General features: G+C 41.5%; 17 protein-coding genes and 1 other RNA gene. 8 read left to right on the plus strand and 10 right to left on the minus strand.

From position 1 onward, the window contains the following. Positions 1 to 25: 25 nt before the first annotated feature. The 4 genes from NQT69_RS04160 to fabB all read right to left on the minus strand — a co-directional run bounded on the left by NQT69_RS04160 (position 26) and on the right by fabB (position 8,134). Complete coding sequence (locus NQT69_RS04160) at positions 26 to 4,312, minus strand: FimV/HubP family polar landmark protein (protein ID WP_256826437.1); 4,287 nt, start codon at positions 4,310 to 4,312, stop codon at positions 26 to 28. Between the two features lie 324 nt (positions 4,313 to 4,636). After that, complete coding sequence (locus tag NQT69_RS04165) at positions 4,637 to 5,653, minus strand: aspartate-semialdehyde dehydrogenase (protein ID WP_256826438.1); 1,017 nt, start codon at positions 5,651 to 5,653, stop codon at positions 4,637 to 4,639. A gap of 13 nt (positions 5,654 to 5,666) precedes the next feature. Continuing rightward, positions 5,667 to 6,809 (minus strand): 4-phosphoerythronate dehydrogenase, encoded by a 1,143-nt coding sequence (locus NQT69_RS04170; RefSeq protein ID WP_256826439.1) that lies wholly within the window; start codon positions 6,807 to 6,809, stop codon positions 5,667 to 5,669. 110 nt (positions 6,810 to 6,919) lie between these two features. After that, the gene (gene fabB / locus NQT69_RS04175) at positions 6,920 to 8,134 is read right to left on the minus strand and encodes a beta-ketoacyl-ACP synthase I (RefSeq protein ID WP_256826440.1); all 1,215 of its coding nucleotides are present in this window, start codon (positions 8,132 to 8,134) and stop codon (positions 6,920 to 6,922) included. 181 nt (positions 8,135 to 8,315) lie between these two features. On the opposite strand from fabB, the gene mnmC reads away from it, so the two are divergent. The 4 genes from mnmC to NQT69_RS04195 all read left to right on the plus strand — a co-directional run bounded on the left by mnmC (position 8,316) and on the right by NQT69_RS04195 (position 12,191). Continuing rightward, on the plus strand, positions 8,316 to 10,334 hold the full coding sequence (gene mnmC, locus NQT69_RS04180; protein WP_256826441.1) for a bifunctional tRNA (5-methylaminomethyl-2-thiouridine)(34)-methyltransferase MnmD/FAD-dependent 5-carboxymethylaminomethyl-2-thiouridine(34) oxidoreductase MnmC: 2,019 nt from the start codon (positions 8,316 to 8,318) through the stop codon (positions 10,332 to 10,334). Positions 10,335 to 10,368: 34 nt separating this feature from the next. Then, entirely contained in the window at positions 10,369 to 10,698 is a 330-nt protein-coding gene (locus NQT69_RS04185; protein ID WP_256826442.1) for a hypothetical protein, read from the plus strand. Positions 10,699 to 10,885: 187 nt separating this feature from the next. Beyond that, positions 10,886 to 11,875, plus strand: coding sequence for a YHYH protein (locus tag NQT69_RS04190; protein WP_256826443.1), 990 nt, complete (start codon positions 10,886 to 10,888; stop codon positions 11,873 to 11,875). A gap of 13 nt (positions 11,876 to 11,888) precedes the next feature. Further along, positions 11,889 to 12,191, plus strand: a complete 303-nt coding sequence (locus NQT69_RS04195) for a hypothetical protein (protein ID WP_256826444.1) — start codon at positions 11,889 to 11,891, stop codon at positions 12,189 to 12,191. Positions 12,192 to 12,234: 43 nt separating this feature from the next. On the opposite strand, the gene NQT69_RS04200 is transcribed toward NQT69_RS04195, so the two are convergent. Further along, positions 12,235 to 12,402, minus strand: a complete 168-nt coding sequence (locus NQT69_RS04200; RefSeq protein WP_256826445.1) for a hypothetical protein — start codon at positions 12,400 to 12,402, stop codon at positions 12,235 to 12,237. 196 nt (positions 12,403 to 12,598) lie between these two features. Further along, positions 12,599 to 12,955, minus strand: a transfer-messenger RNA (tmRNA) gene (ssrA, locus tag NQT69_RS04205). 291 nt (positions 12,956 to 13,246) lie between these two features. On the opposite strand from ssrA, the gene NQT69_RS04210 reads away from it, so the two are divergent. Beyond that, the gene (locus tag NQT69_RS04210) at positions 13,247 to 14,872 is read left to right on the plus strand and encodes a DUF342 domain-containing protein (RefSeq protein WP_256826446.1); all 1,626 of its coding nucleotides are present in this window, start codon (positions 13,247 to 13,249) and stop codon (positions 14,870 to 14,872) included. Here the strand turns inward: NQT69_RS04210 and rnt are convergent. Next, complete coding sequence (gene rnt, locus NQT69_RS04215) at positions 14,856 to 15,542, minus strand: ribonuclease T (protein WP_256826447.1); 687 nt, start codon at positions 15,540 to 15,542, stop codon at positions 14,856 to 14,858. The two genes, NQT69_RS04210 and rnt, sit on opposite strands and share 17 nt — an antisense overlap. 226 nt (positions 15,543 to 15,768) lie before the next feature. On the opposite strand from rnt, the gene NQT69_RS04220 reads away from it, so the two are divergent. Then, positions 15,769 to 16,647: a flagellar protein MotY gene (locus NQT69_RS04220; RefSeq protein ID WP_256826448.1), complete on the plus strand. Its 879-nt coding sequence runs from the start codon at positions 15,769 to 15,771 to the stop codon at positions 16,645 to 16,647. 314 nt (positions 16,648 to 16,961) lie between these two features. Here NQT69_RS04220 and NQT69_RS04225 read toward each other — a convergent pair whose 3' ends face one another. Further along, a complete protein-coding gene (locus NQT69_RS04225) occupies positions 16,962 to 17,870 on the minus strand; it encodes a DMT family transporter (protein ID WP_256826449.1) in 909 nt (302 codons plus the stop codon). Between the two features lie 387 nt (positions 17,871 to 18,257). Here NQT69_RS04225 and NQT69_RS04230 point away from each other — a divergent pair, with 387 nt between their 5' ends. Then, positions 18,258 to 19,457: an aromatic amino acid transport family protein gene (locus NQT69_RS04230; RefSeq protein WP_256826450.1), complete on the plus strand. Its 1,200-nt coding sequence runs from the start codon at positions 18,258 to 18,260 to the stop codon at positions 19,455 to 19,457. A 59-nt stretch (positions 19,458 to 19,516) separates the two neighbouring features. On the opposite strand, the gene NQT69_RS04235 is transcribed toward NQT69_RS04230, so the two are convergent. Then, the gene (locus NQT69_RS04235) at positions 19,517 to 22,513 is read right to left on the minus strand and encodes a bifunctional diguanylate cyclase/phosphodiesterase (RefSeq protein WP_256826451.1); all 2,997 of its coding nucleotides are present in this window, start codon (positions 22,511 to 22,513) and stop codon (positions 19,517 to 19,519) included. Positions 22,514 to 22,878: 365 nt separating this feature from the next. On the opposite strand from NQT69_RS04235, the gene NQT69_RS04240 reads away from it, so the two are divergent. Then, complete coding sequence (locus NQT69_RS04240) at positions 22,879 to 24,036, plus strand: chorismate mutase (protein WP_256826452.1); 1,158 nt, start codon at positions 22,879 to 22,881, stop codon at positions 24,034 to 24,036. A 110-nt stretch (positions 24,037 to 24,146) separates the two neighbouring features. Here NQT69_RS04240 and tyrA read toward each other — a convergent pair whose 3' ends face one another. Further along, positions 24,147 to 25,280 (minus strand): bifunctional chorismate mutase/prephenate dehydrogenase, encoded by a 1,134-nt coding sequence (gene tyrA, locus NQT69_RS04245; protein ID WP_256826453.1) that lies wholly within the window; start codon positions 25,278 to 25,280, stop codon positions 24,147 to 24,149. Positions 25,281 to 25,465 lie beyond the last annotated feature (185 nt).

Below are 25,465 nucleotides of genomic sequence, written 5' to 3' on the forward strand. Positions count from 1 at the left end.
TGCCCTTTTTAGTATCTATTTATTTTTACACTAATTTAGCTTTTAAACTTTGTGCTTCTTGTTGTACTTCTTCAGGGCCATTGGCAATAACCTCTTCGATTGCCTCCAATGCTGAATCCATATCATCAATTTCAATATAAGCGCGAGCTAAATCTAACTTAGCAGAATAACCACCGCTTTCTAAGTCAACATCAGTTGGGTTATCACCAGCTAATAAAGCGTCAAATTCACCTAAGCCAACATCCATATCAACCTCGTCATACGGTTCATGCTCAGGGTTCGCGTCATCACTTTGTTCAATGAGTGAGTCTATATCGACAAATTCATCATCAACACCTTGCGTAGGCTCAGCGGTTGCTGCCGTAGGCTCATCATCAGTTAATTCGTCAAGCTGTGCTAAATCCTCACTAAGTAATGCATTAAAATCAACATCAAATTCAGCGCTATCATCAAGATCAATTGGCTCTGGCTCTGCAAGCTCACTAAGTAAGGCATCAAAATCAGTTTGCGTAAGATCAGCCATAAACTCATCATCAAGCTGATCATCAGAAAGGTTACTTTCATCAATTGTGCTTTCTAACTCATTGGCTACATCGACACGATTTGAATCACTTAGTAACTCTTCATTTAGTTCATCACTGTCAACATCGTGACTATTAAATGTTGGCTCATGCTTAACAGGCTCTGCACTTTCAGCGTTATCTTGATCATCCGCAAGTAACTCATCACCGATTAAGGGTTCATCATCAAAATCTTGATCTAAACTGTCTAAGTTTTGCTCACTTGCCATGGCATTAGCTAAATCACTTTCTGCCTGGCTTTGCTGCAAATCCGACTGCGAGCTTTCTGCTTCAGTCGGCTCAAAGTCATCAGTATCAGCTGTATGGGTTTCCTCGGCATCTGTTGATGTATCCGGTTGGGCAGCCTCAGGCGCTGGCGATTCATCAACTTCTGCAGGGTTATCTAGCAATACATCATCAAGCAACTCATCTTCGATTAACTGCTCGTCATCAAAATCTTGCTCTAAATTATCCAGCTCTTGACCACCCGCCATAGCATTGGCTAAATCTTGTTCAGCTTGGCTTGGCATCAATTCATTACTTTCAATTTCCGGCTGATCTACAAGATCCTCATCTAGCTCTAACTCCGGATACGCTTCAAGCTCCTCGCTTGGTGTGACGGCTTCACTTTCTAACTCTTCACTTTCGTGCTCTAAATCAGGCGCGGGCTGTTCATCTGCAAGCGGATCATCACCTAAATCAATTTCAACTTCTTCGACTTCATCATCGAGCGCAGCATTTAATTCTTTATTAAGATCGTCAACATCAGACCACTCTGGTGTTGGTACATAATCATCTTCTTGTTGTAGCTCATTTAATAATTCATCAACACTTTTTAAAGATGGATCATCATATTCATCTAATAAATCTTCTTCATCCATCATTACTTCTGATGGGTCATCTTCAAGCTCTGGCTCTTCTTCAAGCTCTGGCTCTTCTGCAAGCTCTGGCTCGTCTGCAAGCTCTAGTTCGTCTTCAAGCTCTGACTCTTCTGCAAGCTCAGGCTCTTCTTCAAGTTCTGGTTCTTCTTCGAGTTCTGGCTCTTCTTCAAGCTCTAGCTCATCTTCGAGTTTTGGCTCTTCTTCAAGTTCTGGCTCTTCTTCAAGCTCTGGCTCTTCTTCGAGTTCTGGTTCGTCTTCAAGCTCTGGCTCTTCTTCGAGTTCTGGTTCTTCTTCAAGCTCTGGCTCTTCTTCAAGCTCAGGCTCGTCTGCAAGCTCTGGCTCTTCTTCAAGCTCAGGTTCATCTTCGAGTTCTGGCTCGTCTGCAAGCTCTGGCTCTTCTTCAAGCTCAGGTTCATCTTCGAGTTCTGGCTCTTCTTCGAGTTCTGGCTCGTCTTCAAGCTCTGGCTCATCTGTCAATGAAGACGCGATGCTCTCTACATCATCAACATCAAGCTCATCTGTTGCACCTGATAAATCCTCGATTGAATCAGCTAAGGCATCATCAAGTTCTGAACTACGGTCGTTAGCAAGCTCTTCAATATCATCTAAATCAAAGTCATCGTCTTCTTCAACTAATTCAGTGGCCGGTTCTGGCTCAGACTCAGATGCAGCCGCTTCATCAATTAGACTGTCGATGTCATCTAAATCAAAGTCATCGTCTTCTTCAACTAATTCAGTGGCTGGTTCTGGCTCTGCCTCAGGGGCAGCCGCGTCATCAATTAAACTGTCGATATCATCTAAATCAAAGTCATCGTCTTCTTCAACCTGTTCAGTAGCTGGTTCTGGCTCAGACTCAGGTGCAGCCGCGTCATCAATTAGAGTGTCGATGTCATCTAAATCAAAGTCATCGTCTTCTTCAACCAGTTCAGTGGCTGGTTCTGTCTCTGCCTCAGGTGCAGCCGCTTCATCAATTAGACTGTCGATATCATCTAAATCAAAGTCATCGTCTTCTTCAACTAATTCAGTGGCTGGTTCTGGCTCTGCCTCAGGGGCGGCCGCTTCATCAATTAGACTGTCGATATCATCTAAATCAAAGTCATCGTCTTCTTCAACCAATTCAGTGGCTGGCTCTGCCTCAGGTGCAGCCGCTTCATCAATTAAACTGTCGATGTCATCTAAATCAAAATCATCGTCTTCTTCAACTAATTCTGTTTCAGGTTCTGGCTCAGGTGTAGCCGCTTCATCAATCAGACTGTCGATATCATCTAAATCAAAATCATCGTCTTCTTCAACTAATTCTGTTGCAGGTTCTGGCTCAGCCTCAGGTGTAGCCGCTTCATCAATTAGACTGTCGATGTCATCTAAATCAAAATCATCGTCTTCTTCTACAAGTTCAGTGGCTTGTTCTGGCTCTGCTTCAGGTGCAGCTGCTTCATCAATTAGACTGTCGATATCAAAGTCGTCATCTTCATCAGCGAGCTCTTCACTCAAAGCAGCAAGTTCATCATCAGAACCCGATTTATCATTATCTGATTGCTCGTTAGAAACATCTGAATCGTCTTCATTCGCAAATAAGTCGTCTAGATCGTCGGCACTTAAAATATCACCGTCGCTTTTATCTGCGTCTAAATCAATGTCATCACCGACACTGTTATCATCAGCTTGATCAAAATCCTGCTGCAAGAAAATGTCTAATTCATCGTCGTCTTCTTGGGTTTTTTCATCGTCAAATACAATATCATCACTTAATAAACTATCTAGCTCATCTTGATCTAAAAGGCTTTCGCCCTCTTCAAAAGAGTCATCAATGTTATCGTCAAAAATAATATCATCGTCATCAGGTAAGATGTCACTTTCTAAATTATCATCAAGCTGAACGCCTAAATCATCCAACTCATCATCAACAGGATCAGGGATGATTGGGTCAAGTGAAGGGGCTATATCCAGATCATTTTCTTCCGGATAAGTTGGACTCTGCGGTAAAAACTCATCGTCATCATCACTTTGTTCTTCTTTATTACTTCGCTTACGTAAGAACATCACCACAGCAAAAATAATTAACAATGCAGGGATTGTCATAAGCAATATGAGAACAATTGGGTTATTTAACAGCGCAGCAAAGTCAAACCCACTGTCCTCTTCAATCTTTTTTGCTTTTTGTTGCTCGATTATTTCATTTTGTTTTGCAATGAGTTCTTTGAGTTGTTGTTGAATTTCGCTATCTTGGCCAAGTTGATTACGAACATTCTCTAGTTCTTTAGAAATTCCGGTTAACTGCTCTTTAAGCTTGTTGTTCTCAACTAAGATTTCTTCAACGTTTTGTACTGATGACTTAAATTGGTTTTGCAGCTCAACCAGTTGAGTTCCCTGTTCAGTTTTTATAGTCTTTATTTCTTGCTTGAGCTCTTGCTTAGCTTCATCAACGTCCACCTTTCGGGCTTGCGTTACTTTTTTCTGTGATGCTGCGATTTCGCTTTTTGTTAGCGTGCCGTTCTTTTTCTTTTCCCATAGTTCATCATCTTGCTCGGAGCGTTGTTTTGCAAGCGCTGGATTTACACTGCGGATCTCAGCAAGGGTTGGGATTTTTAAGTATGCGCCATCGCGCATATGATTGAGGTTTTGATCTAAAAATGAGTCAGGGTTTTTGTCATACAAGGCCTGCATGACTTGGTAAATACTCACTGAATTATCTTGGCGCACCTTAGCAGCAATACGCCAGAGTGTATCTGTCGGTTTTATTGGCCCAATTGAGCGTCCTTGAACGCCATAATCAACGCCTTTAGGCCCTTTTAATTGGGCACCATCTTGGCTGTAAACTGGTGTTACCACCAATGCAGACGCTAATAAAAAAAGTCTTGCTAAACCGCGCATGCTGATCCTTTAGTGTTTAAATGTTAACGCAGCGCCAGTATACATCGGATATAAGCGCTTCAACATTGGCTATCTCTTAGCGAAATAACTCACATAAATTAATAGTTAATTAAATTTTCCTGCAAGCTCTATTCCAGTTACAAACTATAAACTAGGTAAGTGCTAATATCTATTGCAACAGCTTGAAACATAATAGCTTAAACTTAATCGGCAGGAAGATTTTTTTATTGTTATAGTTAAGTTTATACGCTTTTAGTCACGTTGCGGCAAATATTTGGCAGTTAAAAAGTAAAAAGCGGCAAAAATGCCGCTTTCAATATATTATTAAAGGTAGTTAGCAACTAATTCTTCAGCTATTTGTACGCTATTGGTCGCAGCCCCTTTGCGAGTATTATCACTAACAACCCACATATTTAATCCATGAGGATGAGAAATATCCTGGCGTAAGCGCCCTACATAGACAGTGTCGTTACCACTTGCATCCGAAACCGCCGTTGGGTAATCGCCTTCATCTTCAATAAGCTCAAGTCCTGGCGCATCATTTAGCAACTGTTTTACATGCTCAAAGTCATACGGCATTCGCGTTTCTATACTGATTGCTTCTGAATGACCAAAAAAGACAGGCACTCTCACGCAAGTTGGATTAACTGCAACGGTGCTATCACCCAGAATTTTATGGGTTTCGTTAACCATTTTCATTTCTTCGCGGGTATAACCATTTTCTTCAAAAGTATCAATTTGCGGGATCACATTAAAAGCAATTTGTTTAGGAAATATTTCATTCTCCATTGGTCTTGCATTCATTAAGTTAGCTGTTTGTTTAGCTAACTCATCAACAGCTTCTTTACCTGCACCCGAAACAGCCTGGTAAGTTGATACATTAATACGATCAATACCATATGCATCATAAATAGGCTTTAACGCCACCATCATTTGTATCGTTGAACAATTAGGGTTAGCGATAATATTACGATTCCTAAAGTCAGCTAAGCTTGCAGCATTTACTTCAGGCACCACTAGTGGAACTTCAAAGTCATTACGAAAGTGAGAGGTGTTATCAATAACAACACAGCCTGCCTCTGCAGCAATTGGCGCATACATTTCTGATACACTGCCACCGGCTGAGAATAAGCCAATATGGGCTTGGCTAAAATCAAAGCCTTCTACATCTTGTACTTCTATATTTTCACCGCGAAACTTAATATCTTCGCCGGCGCTGCGGCTACTTGCTAATAAAAATAATTGATCAACAGGAAACTTACGATCTTCTAAAGTTTCAATTATTTGGCGACCAACTAAACCCGTCGCACCGAGTACAGCAACATTGTATTTTTGTGACATATTTATTCCTCTATTAACAATCGCCAGTCTGGCCATTGTCTAAAATGTTAAAACCTAACGCCGCAAGAAGTGCTGCATAGTGACCAGAACCTGCGATGCTCACAGTGCTAAACTCACGCCGAATAGGGTAATTTTTCCGAAGACTATCAAAACCATGTTGCGCTAAATGACGGCGCATAATTCCATCATCGCGACGCACGTCATACACCAAGTGTAATAACTGGCCTAGATCTGCAAGGGTAAATGTATCTTCTAAAGAAACCTGAGTAATACAAGGTTTCGGCAAAAAATCAGCTAACGATTTGTCTGCAGTAAGACCTTCGATTTGGCACAAGGTTTGATACAGCATTTGGGTCCCACGCGCCTTACCTTCCAACGTGTGTCCTGCAATATGAACACTTGATAACCGCACATAATCCAGTAATTCAGATAAAATAAACGGCTCGTTTTCCCAGACATCTATAACTAAGTCTAATTTAGCGCCAGCTTGCATAACTTCAAGCAATGCTTGATTGTCTATTACATCACCACGACTGGCGTTAATCAGCGTCGTACCACTTTTTAAACTCAGTAATCGAGCTTTATCCAACAAGTGTAGTGTAGTGTGTTTGCCAGTTTTAATTAACGGCACATGAAAAGTAACAATGTCTGATTGTGCGAGCAGTTCGTCAAAGTCACAATGCTCTGGCAGTAAACCAGCTTCGTGTTTAGGTGGGTCGCAAAGAAGTACATTCACATCTAATGCAGCTAGCTTTTCTCGCAAGCAACTACCAATGCTACCTACCCCCACAATACCGATGGTTTTACCGAGCACTGTGCTGGCATTTTCTTGTGCAAGTGCAAAGATACTGCTTAGAACATATTCAGCAACCGCAATGGCATTACAGCCCGGAGCACTGGTAAAGGCTATACCACGTTGGGTAAGTAAATCAGTATCAATATGGTCAACACCTATCGTCGCAGTGCCAACAAATTTAAGTTTATTAGCCTTACTTAAAAGTGTCTCATTTACTTGCGTAACAGAGCGTGTGAGTAATACATCCACATCCACTAACTGATCGCTTTGCAAAGCTCGGCCATCAAAACGCTCTACCTGCCCTAGATCTGCAAAGTATTGTTCAACTAAGGGCATATTTTGATCTGCAAGTATCTTCATTAATGGACTCGTTTACTCAAAAGGAGCGGTATTGTAACGAACAACCCCCTACTAGCACAAACGAAAAAGCCGAGCATGTTAGCTCGGCTTTCATATATTCAAGCTTTTAATTAGTCTTTATATTTACTCATAACGAGTGTGGCATTAGTGCCACCAAAACCAAAGCTATTAGACATTACTGTGTTTAACTCAACGTCTTTACGCTCAGTAACAATGTTTAGGCCGGCAGCTTGTTCATCTAGCTCATCAATGTTGATTGATGGCGCAACGAAACTATGCTCAAGCATAAGCAATGAGAAAATGGCTTCATGTACACCTGCGGCACCCAGAGCGTGCCCTGTCATTGCTTTTGTAGCGCTGATCATCGGTGAATTACCACCGAATACTTCTTGAATAGCACCTAACTCTTTCACATCACCAACCGGAGTCGATGTACCATGAGTATTTAAGTAGTCGATACCACCTTCAAGACCTTGCATCGCTTGGCGCATACAACGTGCAGCACCTTCACCCGATGGTGCTACCATGTCGTAGCCGTCAGATGTTGCGCCATAGCCGGTAATTTCAGCATAAATATGCGCACCACGAGCCAGTGCATGCTCAAGCTCTTCAACAACAACGATACCGCCGCCACCAGAGATAACAAAACCATCACGGTTTGCATCGTATGTGCGTGATGCTTGCTCTGGCGTTTCGTTGTATTTAGTAGAAAGCGCGCCCATTGCATCAAATTCCATAGCAAGGGTCCAATGAAGCTCTTCACCACCACCGGCGAAGATAACATCTTGCTTACCAAGCTGGATTTGCTCTACAGCGTGGCCAATACAATGTGCCGATGTTGCACATGCTGAGCTAATTGAGTAGTTAACACCTTTGATTTTAAACGGCGTCGCTAAACACGCTGATGTGGTGCTCGCCATGGTACGCGGTACCATGTAAGGGCCAACACGTTTTACGCCTTTTTCACGTAAAATATCTGCCGCTTCAACCTGCCATTTAGATGAACCACCACCTGAGCCTACTAATAGACCAGTACGTTCATTAGACACTTGTTCATCAGACAAACCTGCATCTTCAATAGCTTGTTGCATTGAAATGTAAGAATAAGCAGCTGCATCGCCCATAAAGCGCATTGCTTTACGGTCAACAAACTCTTTAACGTCAATATCAATTTGACCGGATACATTACTGCGTAACTTGTAATCGGCAAATTCTTGGTTAAAAGCAATGCCGCTTTTACCTGCTTTTAACGATTCTAAAACTTCTTCTTTGTTGTTGCCGATGCTTGAAACAACACCGATGCCCGTAATAACGGCTCTTCTCATGGGTAATTACCTTAGCTTGATACTAAATTGTGATCTATTTTACGCTGAATTTTATAACTAAGTGGTCAGCTTTCTAGCGTACACATGTACTCTGAATGTATAGCTTATAAATAACGCCAGACTATTTCAAAGAAAACACGTAAAATAATGAAAAAAAGTACTCTTTAATTAATTGCATGCCATGATCAAAAACGCTGATATTCACTTTAATCACCTAGGCACTCCCGTTGCAGATGACTTCGACGACGTGTATTTCTCCAACGACGACGGTCTAGCAGAGTCCAATTTCGTGTTCTATCAACAAAATGATATTCCCAGACGATTACAAAATCATGACCAAGCACATTTTGTTGTTGGCGAAACCGGTTTTGGTACTGGGCTCAACTTTCTTAATACTTGGCAGCAATTTAAGTTTCACTTAGCTAATAGGCAGCATGAAGAGAATAAAGTTCAAAAGCAACAAAACGTTAACCGTTTACATTTTATTTCTTTTGAAAAATACCCAATGAAAAAAGCCGATTTGGCAAAAGCCTTACAGGCTTGGCCCGAATTGGCATCATTGAGTGAGCAACTCGTTGCGAACTACCCGATAAACTTAGCTGGCTGCCATCGTCTTGAGTTTGATTATGGTCGCGTTATTCTTGATTTATATTTTGGCGATGTACAAGACGCAATTAACAGCATGAGTTATGCATCATCGGGAGTTATCGATGCGTGGTACCTAGATGGCTTTGCGCCGAGTAAAAACCCCGATATGTGGCAACAAAGTTTATTTAACTTGATGGTTGATATTTCTCGTAGCAATGCAACGTTAGCCACTTTTACTGCAGCAGGCTTTGTACGAAGAGGATTAATAGAGGCAGGATTTGAGATACAAAAAGCCAAAGGTTTTGGTCGCAAGCGAGAAATGCTAACGGGTAAGTTAGCGCAAGCAAATGCTGCCCATTCTGCCCCTCCCTATTTTGCCCATCAACCAAGTCAGTTAAATAATGTTGCGGTGATAGGCGGTGGCATTGCCAGCAGTGCGGTACTGTATAGCTTGGCCAAGCGCGGTATTAGTAGCGAGCTATTTTGCCAAGACAGTCAACTTGCAATGGGTGCCTCGCATAATGTGCAAGGAGCAGTTTATCCCCACCTTCAAGCAAAAAACTCACCACATAGCGAATTTTTTGCTCACAGCTTTTTATATGCCAAACGATTATACCAACAGTTAACTAAAAACGGGTATAACTACGACCATCAATGGTGTGGTGTGCTGCAACATGCAGTAAAACAACCACTAGCCGAGCGCCAGCAAAATATTGAAAGTAAGCAGCTGTGGCCTAATGAGCTGATGCATGGAGTAACACCCGAGCAAGGCGATAAAATAGCCGGTGTTGCTACAGGTTACGCAGGTGTGTATTTTCCTCTAGCAGGTTGGGTAAATCCACCACAACTGGTTACCGCGCTATTTAACCAAGCCCACGCGCTGTCAGACATACAAAGTCACTTTAATTGTGATATTGATACACTTGAAAAAACAGCAAATGGCTGGATACTCAAAAGCGGCAAAGAGCAATTCGGCCCATTTACTGATGTCATTATTTGCGCGGGTGAACACAGTGACCGTTTTTCTCAGACTGAAAACCTGCCTATTGTCGGAGTGCGTGGCCAAGTATCCCATGTACAAGCAAGTGAGGCATCAAGTAAGCTACAAACAGTACTTTGTCATAAAGGTTATTTTACGCCTGCTTATCAAGGTAAGCATTGTATGGGTGCCACGTTTGAAAAAAATTCAAAAAGTCGCGACATTACTGAGCAGGACAATATAACTAATCGAGAGCAGCTCCTTAGTTTTTATGGGCAGCGCGATTTTGCAACCAGCTTAGGTGCTATCGATTCAGCTAAGGCTGCTGTAAGATGCAGTTTTATTGATCACCTACCAATGGCCGGTGAATGGGCTGAGCGAAGTGATTACATTTGTGCATTTGCCAATCTACGCTTAGGTAAACGCTACCAGTATCAGCCGTTACAGAAGCCCCAACAAGGCTTGCACATACTAACAGGGTTTGGCGCCCGTGGCTTATGCAGCGTCCCATTAGCTGCAGAGCACTTAATAGCTAACTTAAACAACGAGCCTAGCCCACTTAGTGAGCGAGTAAGCCAAGCAATTCACCCCGCACGCTTTATAGTACGAGATTTGATACGCAATAAAATTTAATCAGAACTAACATTTAGCTTTAAAAGGAAACAGTGTGAATAAAATAATAATGACTACACTCATAACATTGACGTTTACGGCATTTTCAAGTGTTGCAGATCTCAGCTCGGTGCCTTTACCGAATGACTTTAAACCCACTCTTCAAGTGGCTAATGATTACCCGCTTGTGCAGACGGGCTACTCTGGCCAATCAATTGCTGAAGTAAACGATTTTTACCTACAAGCACTTGGTAAACCAGATTTAACGACTGGCGATAATATACGCCGCACTTTGTTTTATACCGTGGATAACACCACCGTACGGATCAGCTTATTTGCACACGACTACCGTACCGAAATAGCTATAATGATCACCCAGTTTTAGGTGTAGATATGTTTAAGTAATACTGAAAGTTAATTTAGCTCATCACAAACTTTGACTTAAGCCAAAACATTGTTCACTCTGCGTTCTAGTTGGATAACTGCGCTAAATAATTACTTCCTTATTTAATGCACAATTTTTGCACTTTTTATTGCTACCTTGATATAAACATATAAATAGGTAAGCAACTATGATCAACCGATCGCGTCGTAACATTGCGTTAAGTATTTTTACACTCATTGCATTAATAGGCTGTGGTAGTGAAGATAGTACGCTCAGCTCAACGACCACAGAGGAAACAGACGCAACTTCAACAGCAAGTACACTTATTGTTGAAGTTGACCCATTTATCTTCGAAAGTAATGCCCTCGCATCAGAAATAACGACTGAAACGTGTACATTAACTAATGGCGATGAATCCTCTTGTTATCGTATAAACATCGCCGGAGTACCTGCAAATCATGATATTGGTATATTTTGCCCTACGAATATTAGCGCTAACGCTGATGAAGCAGGTATTTGGTTTGATGGCAATGGTGAAGTTTTTGATATTACTGGTGATTTCATTGTAAGTTTAGCCGAGCTTTATAACGACGATCATTGGCAGCTTTATGATGAAGGTACAGGCAAAGTTAATATTACCGACACCTATGCTTCATGTGATGGCGCGGCTCGCCCTAATGTTGAAGAGCAATATCAAAATTATTGTGTAGAATGCTCAATTGATTACGTTGATGGTGGTATTAGTGCCTCATTTTTAATCCCCATTACACCGGTGATCACCACTTCAAGCAACAGCGTAGGCCATGCTAATGTTGGTGTAGCACTTAACGGTGTTGAGTTAGCAGCCCCCGCTCCTGTTGATGCAATTCTAGGTGCATATACTATTGCCGCTTTTGATGATTGTGCCGGCCATATCAATTTAGCAGTAGGTTATCATTATCATGGCGAAGCAGGTTGTAGCCAAACCCAAGTTCAATCTGATGGCCATGCCGCAATGATGGGCTACGCACTGGATGGTTTTGGCATATTTGGTATGTTAAATGCTGATGGTAATGAACCCAGCGATCTAGATCAATGCCGCGGTCATGCAGACGATATCCGAGGCTATCATTACCACGCAGCAGACGTAGCTGAAAACATGTTTATTGGCTGTTTTAAAGGTGCAATCGCACGCTAACAAGGAGAAAACAATGAAAAGCAATTTCTTAATCAAGTTATTCAGCACATGTTTGCTATTACCCACATCGTTTGCCACGCTGAGCCATGCAGGACATGGAACTCAAGCTCCATGGCAGGCATGTGAAGAAAAACAATTAAACCAAACCTGTAGTTATGAAAGCCATGATGCAAAAGCAACAGGAACATGCCAAGCAATGAACCAAGTATTGATGTGTGTGCGTAACCAGCCTCTTGAAAAGCTACTCCCAAAACCAACTGAAAAAGTTGCAGAAAGTAACGTAAAAAGTGTTAAAGCTGAGCAACACGATCATTAAATTATTCAGTGTCCCTCATGCCTAGAGTCATATAGACTCTGGGCTAAATCGCTTGAATACCTTGCCATGCTAATTGCAGCGCAAGCAGAGTTAAAATAGCCCGAAAAATAGCTTTAAACTTAGCCACAGAAACCATCGACGTAAAGGCCGATAAAATAACAAGCTCAACCGCACTCAGCGGCGTTAATAAATCACCTGCCACAAATTCCATGTAACAGAACTTAGCAATACAACATGCTAGAAAAGTTACCATGAGTCAAAAGAAGTTACGAGTACCTAAAGAGCTAACAATTATCCCCTTTGAATACACAACAGCTTTATAGCAGCCATAAAAAAACCCGCAAACTTGATTACTCAAATTTGCGGGTTTTTAGGGTTTTTAAATCAACGAATTTAAAAACCGATATTGGTGGAGCTGGGGGGATTTGAACCCCCGTCCGAAAAGCCTCGACCGTCGGTACTACATGTTTAGTATTGTCATTTAATTAACCTTTAAGTCCCGGACAAACACGGTAAGTAAAGGCGAGGCCGCTTAGTTTTAACGCTTCAACCCCGGCCAGGGTTTCCGTCGCGATCAGGTGTTAGGGTGACACTCCAAAATCCAGTCCACAAGAATACATGGAAGGAGCGCTAGCCAGCCTAAGCTGCTAGAGAGTAGTTATCGTCGTTTGCGATTACTTTAAATTGCGGCTTTTTTACGAGGCAAACCGCACCTCGACATGCACCTCGGGCTTCTTGAATTCCGTCGAATCCTAATCAGCCCCTGAATTAGTTAACTCATTCAGAGTGTGCAAGCAGTATAACTGACTAAGGTGCTGATACTCAAGACTCTTCTAATCTTTATTTATGTTACATGGTTTAAGTGATGGTAAATTAAGCATAAAACAGCCATTAGCAAAAGTTCCAATAAATTAAACAAACAAATACTTAACAAATTTATAAAATCATGGTCAAATAGTATGTTAAATCACCTACCTGCTAGCTAACTTTAGTATGTATAGTGCAATGGTGATTAAAAAATAATAATAACAGGCATATTCTAAAGGAAATTATAAATGTCGCTGTTTACCCATGATCCTCAAACTGGCTTTGTTGCGTTGGCTAAGCACCCAAAAGATAGTGGCTTCCCCGTTACTAGCTCTCAATTGATTGAACTAATTGAGCAATCGCAATATGCCGATTTTGAAGTTGTGAGCGCAAATATTGGTAAACTATTTTCGCCAAGCAATAACTATCAAGCAGACTCCCTTATCGTTGCGCGCGCAATCGATGCTTCGATACTCATTCAAATTGATGAAAAGAATATGGTTGCAGAAGCGACTTTGACCACAGCTCGCGGCGGTCAATTAATGTCTATGGATAATGCCAGAGACGCATTACTAGAGGCGGGCGTTATCCAAGGTATCAGTCAACGTGCTTTAGATAGTTTTTTAGGATCACAGTTTGAAAAAGCTGCCGGGGTTTCATACAGCGCCATTGTGGCCCATGGCCGCAGACCAAAAGAAGGCAGCGACGCTAAGTTTGTCCGTTTGTGCTCAACAGCACAAGACCGCGTTTTAAGTCCACAGGCAAAAGAAGGCGGAAAAGTTGATATGCGCGATTTAGGCGCCATCATCACAGTAAAGCCAGGTACTCCTTTAATGCAGCGGGTTGCAGCAACAGAGGGTGAGGATGGATACACAGTGTTTGGTGATATTATTCCTGCGTGTCCGGGTAAAGATCTGCCTTTACAGCCTTTTGAAGGCACTAAACTGGATCCGGACAACCCTAATTTACTGATTGCCGATAGCAAAGGTGTACCCGTTGCATTACCACGGGGTATGCGTGTGGATGATGTACTGTGTTTTGATAATGTTGATATTGGCACAGGCCATGTTGATTTTGATGGCAGTGTTATTATCAGTGGCGATATAAAAGATGGTATGCGCGTGCGTGCCAGTGGCGACGTGACTGTGCTTGGGTTTGTTGAATCTGGCGAAATTGACAGCGCCAGTGCAGTCACCGTTTTGCTAGGTGCCATTGGTCGAAAGCGCGAAGACGGCGAAGTGTTCACGTGTAAAATAAAAGCAGAACGTACTATTTCTCTTGGCTATGCTCAGTACTGTTTTATTGCAGGGCAACAAGATTTATTTATTGAGCGCCAAGCATTGCATTGTGATTTAAGTGCTAGGCGGTTAATCAGAGTGGGTAAAACCAATGATCCACGAGGTAAAATTATCGGGGGCAGTATTCTCAATGCAATGCGTATTGAAACTGGTGAATTAGGTGCGCCTTCAGGAACCAAAACGAAAGTGTACCTCGCACAATATTGGCATGATCTAAGACAAAAGCAAATTCAGGTTTCTGAGTTTGAGAAGCTATTAGCAACGAAGGCTGCGTCTCTCAAACAAGCGCGAAAAAAAGCAGTAAAAATACCCGCCGTAGCTAAACGCCAGTTGTTTTTATCTAAAATAACTGCCAGCGAAGAACAAATAAATATTAGGATTGCCCATACCAAACGTAAAAAACATTTGCTGAAAACAAAAATAGCGCAGCTATTAGCGACTAGTAGAGTAAAAATTAATGAACTCATGCACCCTGGCGTCGAGCTAAAAATAGCAAAAGATTCAAAAAACTTTTCTCGGATTTACCCGCCCCATTTAGTCAAAATGAGCGAAGGCAAGATCACTCAGTCGTTTTAGCGGCTGAGTCTGATGTTTCTTGTTCGGTTTCGTCAACTTCTTCCGCTAATGGCCAACCGCCTAGTTGTTGCCAGCGATTGACAATCAAGCAATATAATTCAGCAGTACGCTCGGTATCATACAGTGCTGAATGTGCTTGCTTGTTGTCAAATTCGATTCCAGCAGCACGACATGCCTTAGCGAGTACAGTTTGACCCAGCGCAAGCCCAGCTAATGATGTTGTATCAAAGCTAACAAACGGATGAAATGGTGTACGTTTAATATTATTACGGGCAATGGCTGCATTTAAAAAGCCATGGTCGAAAGCGGCATTATGCGCAACCACGACAGAGCGCTGACAGCCTGCCGCTTTTTGCGCTTTACGAACCGCTTTACAAATTTCTTTGATTGCCTCGTCTTCAGGCACTGCGCCACGTAATGGAGAGAAAGGATCAATGCCGTTAAACTCTATTGCGGCTTGTTCAATGTTCGCACCTTCAAATGGCTGAACATGAAAATGAACTGTATGATCAATACTTAACAAGCCTTCGTCATCCATTTTTAAAATAGATACCGCAATTTCAAGTAACGCGTCGGTTTCTTTATTAAAGCCTGCCGTTTCAACGTCAATTACAACAGGAAAAAAGCCGCGAAAGCGTTTTGCGAAAAGTGTTTGTTCAGTATTTGCCATAGTCTTCTTGGTTTATGGATGTAAGCCTTCTATTATGACAAAGTTGATGCCCTCTAGGCTAGAGGGTTACGAAATTTATTCTACTATAAATTATGGGCATATTAATTGCTTGTATTAATTGATTAAGATATTCGAGCCCCTTGCATATAGCCTGGCTTTAATTAAGTTGCTGATTAAGCCAAAATATTGGCAAGCTTAAAGTAAATATTGTTGGAGAACCCCTGCTGTGAAGCTATCATTTTTATCAATTGGTATCACAACAATTGCCTTACTCTCGCCCAGTTTGGCAGACGCAGCGATGCGTCAGTACAGTGCAGATGCCGATACCTCACAATGGGAAGTGGTGAAAACAACTCGCTTACAATGTCAGTTAAATCATGAAGTTCCTTACTACGGTGAAGCAGTTTTCAGTGCTCAAGCCAGCAAAAACAAAGATGTATTATTTAACCTAGATATGGTTGTTAGGCCTGACAATTACAGCATAGCGGGACTAAAGGCTGTACCTCCAGCTTGGCGAGCAGGCCTTCCAGCGCGTGATCTTGCCAATATGAAACTATTACGAAAATTTGACGGTGAATTGGGTAATAAAACCGCATGGGAAATGCTCACGGAGCTAGAAAAAGGCTACTACCCTACTTTTTATTACCAAGACTGGCAAAATAGTGCCGATAAAATTGCCGTCGGCCTGTCTAGCATTAACTTTAAACAAGCATACTGGGCATTTTTACAATGCCGTGATGAGTTACTCCCATACAGCTTTGAAGATATTTCATTTACAGTAATGAACTACCAACCCAATACTAGTAAGTTGACGAAGTCATCGCAGCAGCGTTTAGATAAGATAGCCGAGTATTTAAAGCACGATACTAGCATTGCTTCAATTTCTATCGACTCATACACAGATAGTTATGGTGGTCGTTGGAACAACTTAGAGTTATCGAAAAAACGCGCCAAAGCAATTAAAGATTACATGGTCAGTTTAGGTATTGACGAGTCAAAAGTTGAAACACAAGGCTTTGGTGAAAAGCGTCATGTTGCAACCAATGACAATATTTTAGGCCGGGATAAAAACCGCCGCTTAGTGATTCAAATAGCAAAAATGTAATGTTAGGGTCTGTTGACCTTTGCGGATTAAAATTTGTTCAAGCTAGGAGCGGTTTAATCGCGGCGCGAGGTTTGTAACCTAGTGGGCTAAGTCAAAACCGAGTAAAACTTCCGCGTCCTGCTCACGCCCCTTACCTACATCCATGTAGGCAACAAAGAGTAAATCGCCCCTAGGCAGAACCCGAAGGGCAGCGCCTGTTTGGCATTGATGCTGCGTTATCGCCTATTAATGGGGAAAACCACACCACACAGGCTCTGCCTTGCCTAAATACCAAACAGGCTGCTGCAAATTTAACCTTGAAAGGTCAACAGACCCTAAACTTTAAGTGGTTTGTTTTTTAACTTACCTCTTTTAGCTAAGCCTCCTTCACCAAATTGAAATACTGCTAAACTCACCAATATAATTATCGCCCCTATTATAAGTTGCAGATCCACTGGTTCATTGTTTAACCATGCCCCTAAAGCAATTGCAAAGCTCGGCGTAATTAGCGTAGTTAACGCTACCGTGCTTGCAGCTAGCTTTTGCAATACGTGAAAATAAGCAAGGGCACCAATTAAAGAATCAAACACACCTAAATAGGCAATTGACCAGAGTGACTTTACTGACCACACTGCACTGTTGAGCTCACCATCAACGAGCCACCATGTAATAAAGAATAACGGCGTGACAAATATCAAAGCACCAAATGTTGTAGCCATAGGGTGTATCGCAATTTTAACGCGTTTGATCATGACACCACTTAAACTAAAAAAGCAGACAGCCAAAAATACATACAACAGCCCTTGCATTTGCATTAATGAGCCTTGAATATGCCTTTCACTGACTAAGTACAAACCAAGTAAAGCACACGCTAAAGAGATGAGTTTTATTTTGCTAAACTTAGGTTCGTTTAATAGCCGCTGAGCCAGTAACCCAGATAAAATCGGTGCTAAACCAAATGTTAAAGAGATTAATCCCGACGGCACTGTTTTCGCAGCCATATAACTGAGTAACATGCCCCCATAAATACCTATACTTGAATAACCATATAAAAAACATGCACGACGGTGCCAAGGTATTCGCACATTTGCAATCGACACCACAAACGCCGCCAACACCAGACCAATAAGCATGCGCATGAGCACAGCAAGGGTTGGCGCAACGGTTTCGCTGCTAAATACGATTCCTAGTGGTGTTGTTGACCATATCAACACCATGAAAAAATAAAATACTTTGACGTTCACCCGACTATTCCTTTATGGAAGCGGTACAACACTGAAGAAAATAAGAGGATTCTAACCGCGTTATACCGCGGTTAAAGATAAAAGCTATACTTTACCGCGCGCCAAACATGAGCACATCACTGAAAGATTCAGCCATGGGCACAAAGTTGAAGGAACTCGGTTAGTAAGTTGCATGTAATTATCGACCGATAAATTTATTAATATAACTATAGAAATAGCAGAGTTGATTAATATGTCAACAGATAATTTTAATGAAAAATAGACGACTGTATTGTTCATGTAAATCATAAGTTACATTTATTTTCTTTGATTTATAACAAAACTATTTAAGTTTGTGCCAACTAGTTATATCTTGCTTGCCTCTCACGAAGTTTCAGGGGCAAAAGAGTGCTTAAAAATAAAACAATAGGCAGCATGTTAATTGTTGCAGGTACCACCATAGGCGCAGGGATGTTAGCGCTACCCATAGCAAGTGCAGGACTGGGTTTTACTACCGCACTTATCCTTATCATCGCAACATGGCTGTTAATGACCTACACCGCCTTGTTGATGCTTGAATTGCATCAGCACGCCGAACGAGATGCAACGTTAAATACCTTAGCAAAATTTTGGCTTGGTAAACGGGGTCAGTACGTGGCTAATTTTTCCGTTATGTTTTTATTCTATGCACTGTGTGCTGCCTATATCGCTGGGGGCGGAGCTCAACTGCAAGAAAAAATAAACAACGGACTCAATTTAACTTTAGCGCCGCAAATTGGCTCGATTATTATTGCACTGGTTATTGGCACCGTTGTTACCCTTGGCACGAGTAAGGTCGATAAACTTAACCGAGTGCTGTTTAGTATAAAAATAATTGTCCTTGCCAGCCTATTTTACATGCTCACGCCTTATGTTCATGGCCAGCATTTACTTGAAATGCCCATTGAGCAAGGGCTCATACTCTCTGCAATTCCGGTGGTGTTTACTTCTTTTGGTTTTCATGGCTCTATTCCCTCTATTGTTAAATATGTTGGTTTAGACATAAAAACACTGCGCCGAGTGATGATCACAGGTGCTGCTCTACCATTAGTGATTTATATATTTTGGCAATTGATCAGCCAAGGCATGATGAGCCAAGCTGAGCTTTTAACCAGTACAGGTTTACCCGGCTTTGTGGCTAGCATCGCGAGTATTGCTCATAATTCAGCAGTTTCAACAGCCGTTAACCTATTTGCTGATTTAGCCTTAGCGACATCATTTTTGGGGGTCAGTTTAGGGCTGTTTGATTTTTTTGCAGATGCATTTAAAAAAGGAGACGGCTCTAAAGACCGTATCAAAACAGCTTTAATCACATTTATTCCCCCTTTAGGCTTTGCCTTGTTTTACCCTCAAGGCTTTATCATGGCACTGGGATATGCAGCAATCGCACTGGTGGTTTTGGCGGTATTTTTACCGGTTGCTATGGTTTACCGAAAGCGACAAAGCGAACACACAGGCTACGCAGTCAGCGGAGGTAATGTCGGCCTTGCAATTGCGGGGTTATGCGGTGTATTAATCATTGGTGCGCAAGGGTTACAAATGGCTGGAGTCATCCCAGCAATTGGTTAAATATATTTTATAAAGCAAAATAACAAAGGCACCTGAGGTGCCTTTGTTATTTCTGCTAACTACAGTGTGGTACTTAGTCTTTCAAACAGCTTTGGCAGCTCTTTTTCAGCGACAGGTGGGCTATAATAATAACCTTGAACAATAAAGCAGTTATTGTTTTGTAAAAACTCCACCTGCTCAATTGTTTCTACTCCTTCAGCAACAACATCTAACTTAAGCTTTTGTGCCATAGCAATAATAGCGGCAGTAATTTCCATATCATTTGGATCATCCGGGATATCTTTTACAAATGAACGGTCCACTTTTAAAATATCAACCGGGAATCGCTTTAAATAACTTAACGAGGAATAGCCGGTACCAAAGTCATCAATTGATATCGATATACCCAAGGCTTTTAATTGATGCAGCTGAGAAATTGCGGCCTCAACATTACCCATTAACATACTCTCAGTGAGCTCTAAGTGTAAACGTTTTGCCGGTACTTGTGTCTGCTCTATAATAGAGGCAAGCAATGGCACTAAATTGGCATCTTTAAATTGTCTTGCAGACAGATTAATAGAAATATTATTTTCTCGCCCTTGTTTAGCTAACCGTGCAGCAAATTCACACGCTTCTTGTAACACCCAAGCGCCTAATTCAACAATAAGCCCCGTCGCTTCCGCTATCGGAATAAACTTAGTGGGTGGGATCATGCCTTCAGATGGGTGGAACCAACGAATAAGTGCCTCGTAACCTGTTACTTGTTGTGTACGACAATCAACCTGCGGCTGGTAGTAAAGCTCAAACTGACGTTCTTTAATCGCTAAACGCAGCTCATTTTCAATAAACAAGCGTTCATTTGCAGCAGCATTGAGCTCTTGGCTGTAGAAGTGAAAAGTATTACGTCCTTTCGCTTTTGCTTCATACATAGCTAAGTCTGCGTGCTTTAATAACTGGTCTTCTTCTTGGCTATCACAGGGTGCCATTGTAATACCAATACTGGCACTGATGATAACTTCGTTGTTGCCCAACATAATAGGTTGGTTTAGCGTGTTTTGAATTGTATTTGCTACTTCACTTGCATGCTCTTGGCGCTCGATACCACTGAGCAATACGGCAAATTCATCACCACCTAAACGTGCAATGGTGTCTTCAGCACGTAAGCGTTTTTTCAAGCGATTTGCGACTTCAACAAGCAGCTGATCACCCGCATCGTGCCCTAAGGTATCGTTGATACGCTTAAATTCATCTAAATCAAAATAAAACAGAGCAAAGGCATAATGCCCGCGCTCAGCGAGCGCCATGGATTTACGTAATTGCATTCTAAAGAAAGTACGGTTTGCAAGCCCTGTCAAAGTATCAAAGTATGCCAGTTGCTCCATCTTACGCTGACTTTCTTTTACGAACGAAATATCCTGAGCGGATGCCACATAACTGGTGATCTCCCCACCCTCTTCACGAATAGGCGAAATACTCAAAGATACCCATATTGGGGCTTTATCTAACCCTTGTAATAATGTATCACCCCGCCAGTAATTTCGGCTGCGCAGGTCTATGTCTATATCATCGACCAGAATAGCCATTTCATCAGCTATAATGCTTAACAGCGGCGATTGCATAAAATGCTTTTCAGTAAAACTGGTCATTTCAAGCATCTTGGGGTTTACATATTCGATAACAAAATTATGATCGGTTATCACCACTCCAGTACCCGAAAACGCAACTGCTTTAGATAAACGATTGGCAGCCTTTTCAGCAATTTCTTTTTCCGTAATACGTTGATTTAAACCATCGATAAGCTTACGAATTTCAACCGCCATATCACGAAATGAACCATTCAGGGTGCCTATTTCATCTTTGTTTTCTTTTGGAAACTCAATCTGCAAATGCCCTTTACCAAAGCTGGTTACAGCATGTACCAATGAATGAATACGACGTAAAACAAGCTGATACAAAGCTTGATGTAATAATAAGGCGACTAAGATTGCGTACAGAATAAACAAACCAAAAAACTTAACTTTAAGTTCTTGTAATGCAGATAACGCAGAGGAGCGTTTTTTATATATACCGATATACCAGTCAAGATGCTCGACTTTACGGATATTTATAATATGGGTTTCACCATCTTGAATAAATGAATCAGCATTTTTTGGCAGTTTCATTCTAATTGTTTGGTTTATAAGTGTTTGTAAATCATCATTGACGAAGTCACTACTGCGTAAAGGTTTTCCTTCTTGACCATAGTGTTCATACTTATTTTTTGTCAATTTAGGGTGCGCAAGTAAATGGCCTCTGCTATCAAATACAAATAAGTGCTGATCGTTATCGCCCATCGGCAACTGCGATATCAAGGTTTCTAAAGCTAAATCGCTGCCAGTAACGCCAAAAAATTCATTATTGATATAAATTGGCACCAACACACTAATCACCCATTTGTGCCAAATTTCATCATAATACACTTTCGACCACACCGCTTCGCGGGTTGGGTTGAGCGCTTCTTGTGCGTAATTAAAACTGTCGCTTTTAGTAAATTGATACTCACCCGCCACATTTAGAGCCCAATTAGGGGGCGCAATGCGGATAAAGTTATCTTTTGAAATGAGGTAAAAATTAAAAAAGTCTTGGATCAAGGTAGGTGAAACTATTTTCCATAATGATTCAGAGTCATTAATTAGTTTTTTATAAAAAGGAGTAAATGCTTGTTGCGGTAAAAAAGCCGCCGATAAACCGTCTTCTGAGGCACTGCGAATGCTGCCGTCGGCATCAAAACTCAGTTCAGCGTTTTGGCTGTTTGCCAATTGTGATGAGTTATAAAATAGCTGACTCGATGCTACAGTATTTGCTTGTTCAGCAATATTCACTTTGGTTTTCACCAAGTTATTAAATTGCTGACTTAAACGTTCACTGGAGAGCTTTAACACTTCGTGCTCTTCAAACACCAGCTGTTTTTCTTCTGATTTAAGCATCAGTGCTGCAGCACAAATACCAGCGATCAAACAAATCGCTGAAATTAGCAGCGACAGTTTCATACTTAATGAATTAACACCAAAACGCGATGGTGGGCGTCTATACACCACAAGCCAACCTTATTTATTAATAATTGTTATTATTTGAATCCACACTAAGAAATATACCAGATCCCTATTTAGTTTTATAAATTTTTTGTGAATATTGATAAAAAAACTCAGTTTTAAGCATAATCTCCAGCAATTGCCTGATTAAAGACAATAGAGTGTTGACTTTATAGCCTAGTCTCCATACATTTAAGCAATGAATATAAAATTCTCGCTTTTCAAATTCTCTTTTTTTAGCTTCTTTTTCTTTATTAACTAGAAGAGGCTTACCTGTTTGCGAGATTAAATCAACCGAATAGCAAAGCCTCCCAAGTGGGAGGCTTTTTTGTTTTTACCTTTACAGGTAACTTTTGGAATGAGGAACCCAAATGACAAATGATGTACTAAATTCACTTCGACATGATATCAATGAAATTGATTCAGACCTGTTAGTGTTACTAGCTAAACGCCGACGTATTAGCCATGGCGTAGTCGAATATAAAATAGCTAATAACAAGCCTATTCGTGATGAAGCACGTGAGCAAGCTTTACTTGAGAAGCTCATTGGTTACGGTAAGTCTTTGGGTTTAGATGCGTATTATGTCAATAACGTGTTCCAAACAATTTTAGAAGATTCAGTGCTAAACCAACAAGCCATGCTGCAAAAAAACTTGAACCCTGATGCAATGAGCGAAACCCATCGCGTTGCTTATTTAGGGGGTCAAGGCACCTACAGTCAGTTAGCGTGTCATAAGTATTTTAGCCGTCGCCCAGGAAAATTAGTCGAGTTAGGCTGTGTCAGCTTTGAACAAATCACCGGCAGTGTAGAAAGTGGTCAGGCGGATTTTGGTTTATTACCTATCGAAAATACCAGCTCAGGTAGTATTAATGAAGTATTTGATTTACTACAACATGCGCAGGTATCGATTGTTGGTGAAGTTACACATAGCGTTGAGCATTGTTTATTAGCCACGCCAGATACTGAGCTTAGCCAATTAACTAAAATTTTTGCTCACCCACAACCTTTTGCTCAATGTAGCCGTTTTTTACAAGGCTTAGGCGACATCCACCACGAAACCTGCGATTCAACTGCAAGCGCTTTACAATCAGCCCTTGATACGCCTAATAGCGCTGCTATCGGCTCTGCGCAAGCGGGTAAATATGTCGGGTTAGAAGTACTAAAATCAGGCCTTGCCAACCAGCGTGAAAATCACAGTCGATTCATAGTCGTCGCTCGTCAACCACTTCAAGTGTCAAAACAAATTCCAACAAAAACCAGTTTGATTATGGCCACTAAGCAACAAGCCGGTTCATTGGCCGACGCACTAATGATTTTCAAAGAACATAACATCAATTTAGTTAAATTAGAGTCTCGCCCAGTGCCAGGTAATCCTTGGGAAGAAGTATTCTATGTTGATTTAGAGGCGAACTTGGTTGATAACCATGTACAACATGCCTTAGAACAACTTAAAGAACACACACAATATGTGCGTGTGCTTGGTTGCTACCAAAGCGAATCTTTACAAGCAGTGAGTGTCGAAGGGTAAATAACCGTAGAATCTAAAATTCACTAAAACATGCTCGCTCAATGAAAAGTTAAAAGCCTTAGAGCGAGCATATCGTGTTCAGCGATAAATATTGCTGATGTTCAAGAACCCTAATCTAATACTTTTGCGTCATTGGCTTTATTAAGCAAGCTGCGACTTTGGGTTAAAAAGTGTGCTGTTGAATCTGAAAAATACGCTTTTGCTTGTGCGAATGCACTCATTAAAGCGTCTTTATCACCTGCTTTTAACTTTTCTAAAGTCTGTGCAAAAGTGTCTTGATATTGCGCTAATAACTCCTCCACATTATCAAATTGTGCCAGCATGATGTCTGAATAAAGCTCAGGTGACTGCGCAAATAAACGCCCTACCATCATTAACTCTAATTGATAAATGGGTGATGAGCAGCTTCGTAACTCTGCCAATGTATGACTCTGCTTCGCTAAAAACTGGCCGTATACAAAGGTGGTCAAGTGGCGCATAACTTGAATTATTTGCATGGCTTCATCGTGCTTTTTCGCATCAAGCTCAACCAACTGACAGCCCCAAACTTGTAACTGTTGCAGTAAGCCTTGAGCAACATGATGATCACGACCTTCACAGACAACCACGGTTTGTTTTACCCAATGCGAGATATCTGGGCCAAACATGGGATGCAGCCCGACAACCGGTCCATTATGCACAGCTTTTAATACCGCAAGGGGGGCTTGTTTAACTGAAGTAATGTCCACTAATAAACAATCATCATCAAGTTTAGGTAATGATTTCACTACGCTTTCTAGAGCATTAATTGGCACACTGACCATAACCAATTTAGCCCCGCGCAAGATCTCAGTCGCGTTATGTTGCTGTGACTTGTCGAGTATTTTCACTTCATAGCCAGAGCGCTGAAATTGTTTTGCAAACAATTGCCCCATCGCCCCTTCACCACCCACAATCACGATCGGTGATAAATTAGCTGCAGCGCAAGCAAGTTTAGCCTGCTGGTTTTGATAAGCTTCGCGCATCATGCGCCTTAATATATCTTCGACTAATTCAGGGTTCACACCTTGGCTGATTGCCTCTTCGCGACGTGCAGCAAGGAGTGCAGCTTCACGGTCAGGCGCGTGTAAAGGCGCACCAGTTTGCTGCTTAATTGCGCCGATCTGCCCAGTTATACTGTTACGTTTAGCCAGTAATGCTACTAACTGTGCATCACATTCATCAATCCCTGCTCTTAATTGATCTAAGTCATTTATATCTGCCACGTACTTTACCACCTAAAAAACACTAAAACGTACACTCAAGCTTACACAAAAGTAAACTAATCAATACGATAAATACTAACAGGATCACTTAGCCGTTAAAAGCGAAAGAAGTAAAAATAACAGCGGGTATGAAGAAGAGGTTTATAACTGCAAGGTTAACCAAATAAAAGTTAAGAAGTTAACCT

Origin of the sequence: Pseudoalteromonas shioyasakiensis, assembly GCF_024518675.1 — a bacterium.
Classification (GTDB): Bacteria; Pseudomonadota; Gammaproteobacteria; order Enterobacterales; family Alteromonadaceae; genus Pseudoalteromonas; species Pseudoalteromonas shioyasakiensis_B.

Bases quoted from the DNA above. Each gene is read 5' to 3' on its own strand.
- NQT69_RS04160 (WP_256826437.1), bottom strand. From the start codon at position 4,312: ATGCGCGGTTTAGCAAGACTTTTTTTATTAGCGTCTGCATTGGTGGTA.
- NQT69_RS04165 (WP_256826438.1), bottom strand. From the start codon at position 5,653: ATGTCACAAAAATACAATGTTGCTGTACTCGGTGCGACGGGTTTAGTT.
- NQT69_RS04170 (WP_256826439.1), bottom strand. From the start codon at position 6,809: ATGAAGATACTTGCAGATCAAAATATGCCCTTAGTTGAACAATACTTT.
- fabB (WP_256826440.1), bottom strand. From the start codon at position 8,134: ATGAGAAGAGCCGTTATTACGGGCATCGGTGTTGTTTCAAGCATCGGC.
- mnmC (WP_256826441.1), top strand. From the start codon at position 8,316: ATGATCAAAAACGCTGATATTCACTTTAATCACCTAGGCACTCCCGTT.
- NQT69_RS04190 (WP_256826443.1), top strand. From the start codon at position 10,886: ATGATCAACCGATCGCGTCGTAACATTGCGTTAAGTATTTTTACACTC.
- NQT69_RS04195 (WP_256826444.1), top strand. From the start codon at position 11,889: ATGAAAAGCAATTTCTTAATCAAGTTATTCAGCACATGTTTGCTATTA.
- NQT69_RS04200 (WP_256826445.1), bottom strand. From the start codon at position 12,402: ATGGAATTTGTGGCAGGTGATTTATTAACGCCGCTGAGTGCGGTTGAG.
- NQT69_RS04210 (WP_256826446.1), top strand. From the start codon at position 13,247: ATGTCGCTGTTTACCCATGATCCTCAAACTGGCTTTGTTGCGTTGGCT.
- rnt (WP_256826447.1), bottom strand. From the start codon at position 15,542: ATGGCAAATACTGAACAAACACTTTTCGCAAAACGCTTTCGCGGCTTT.
- NQT69_RS04240 (WP_256826452.1), top strand. From the start codon at position 22,879: ATGACAAATGATGTACTAAATTCACTTCGACATGATATCAATGAAATT.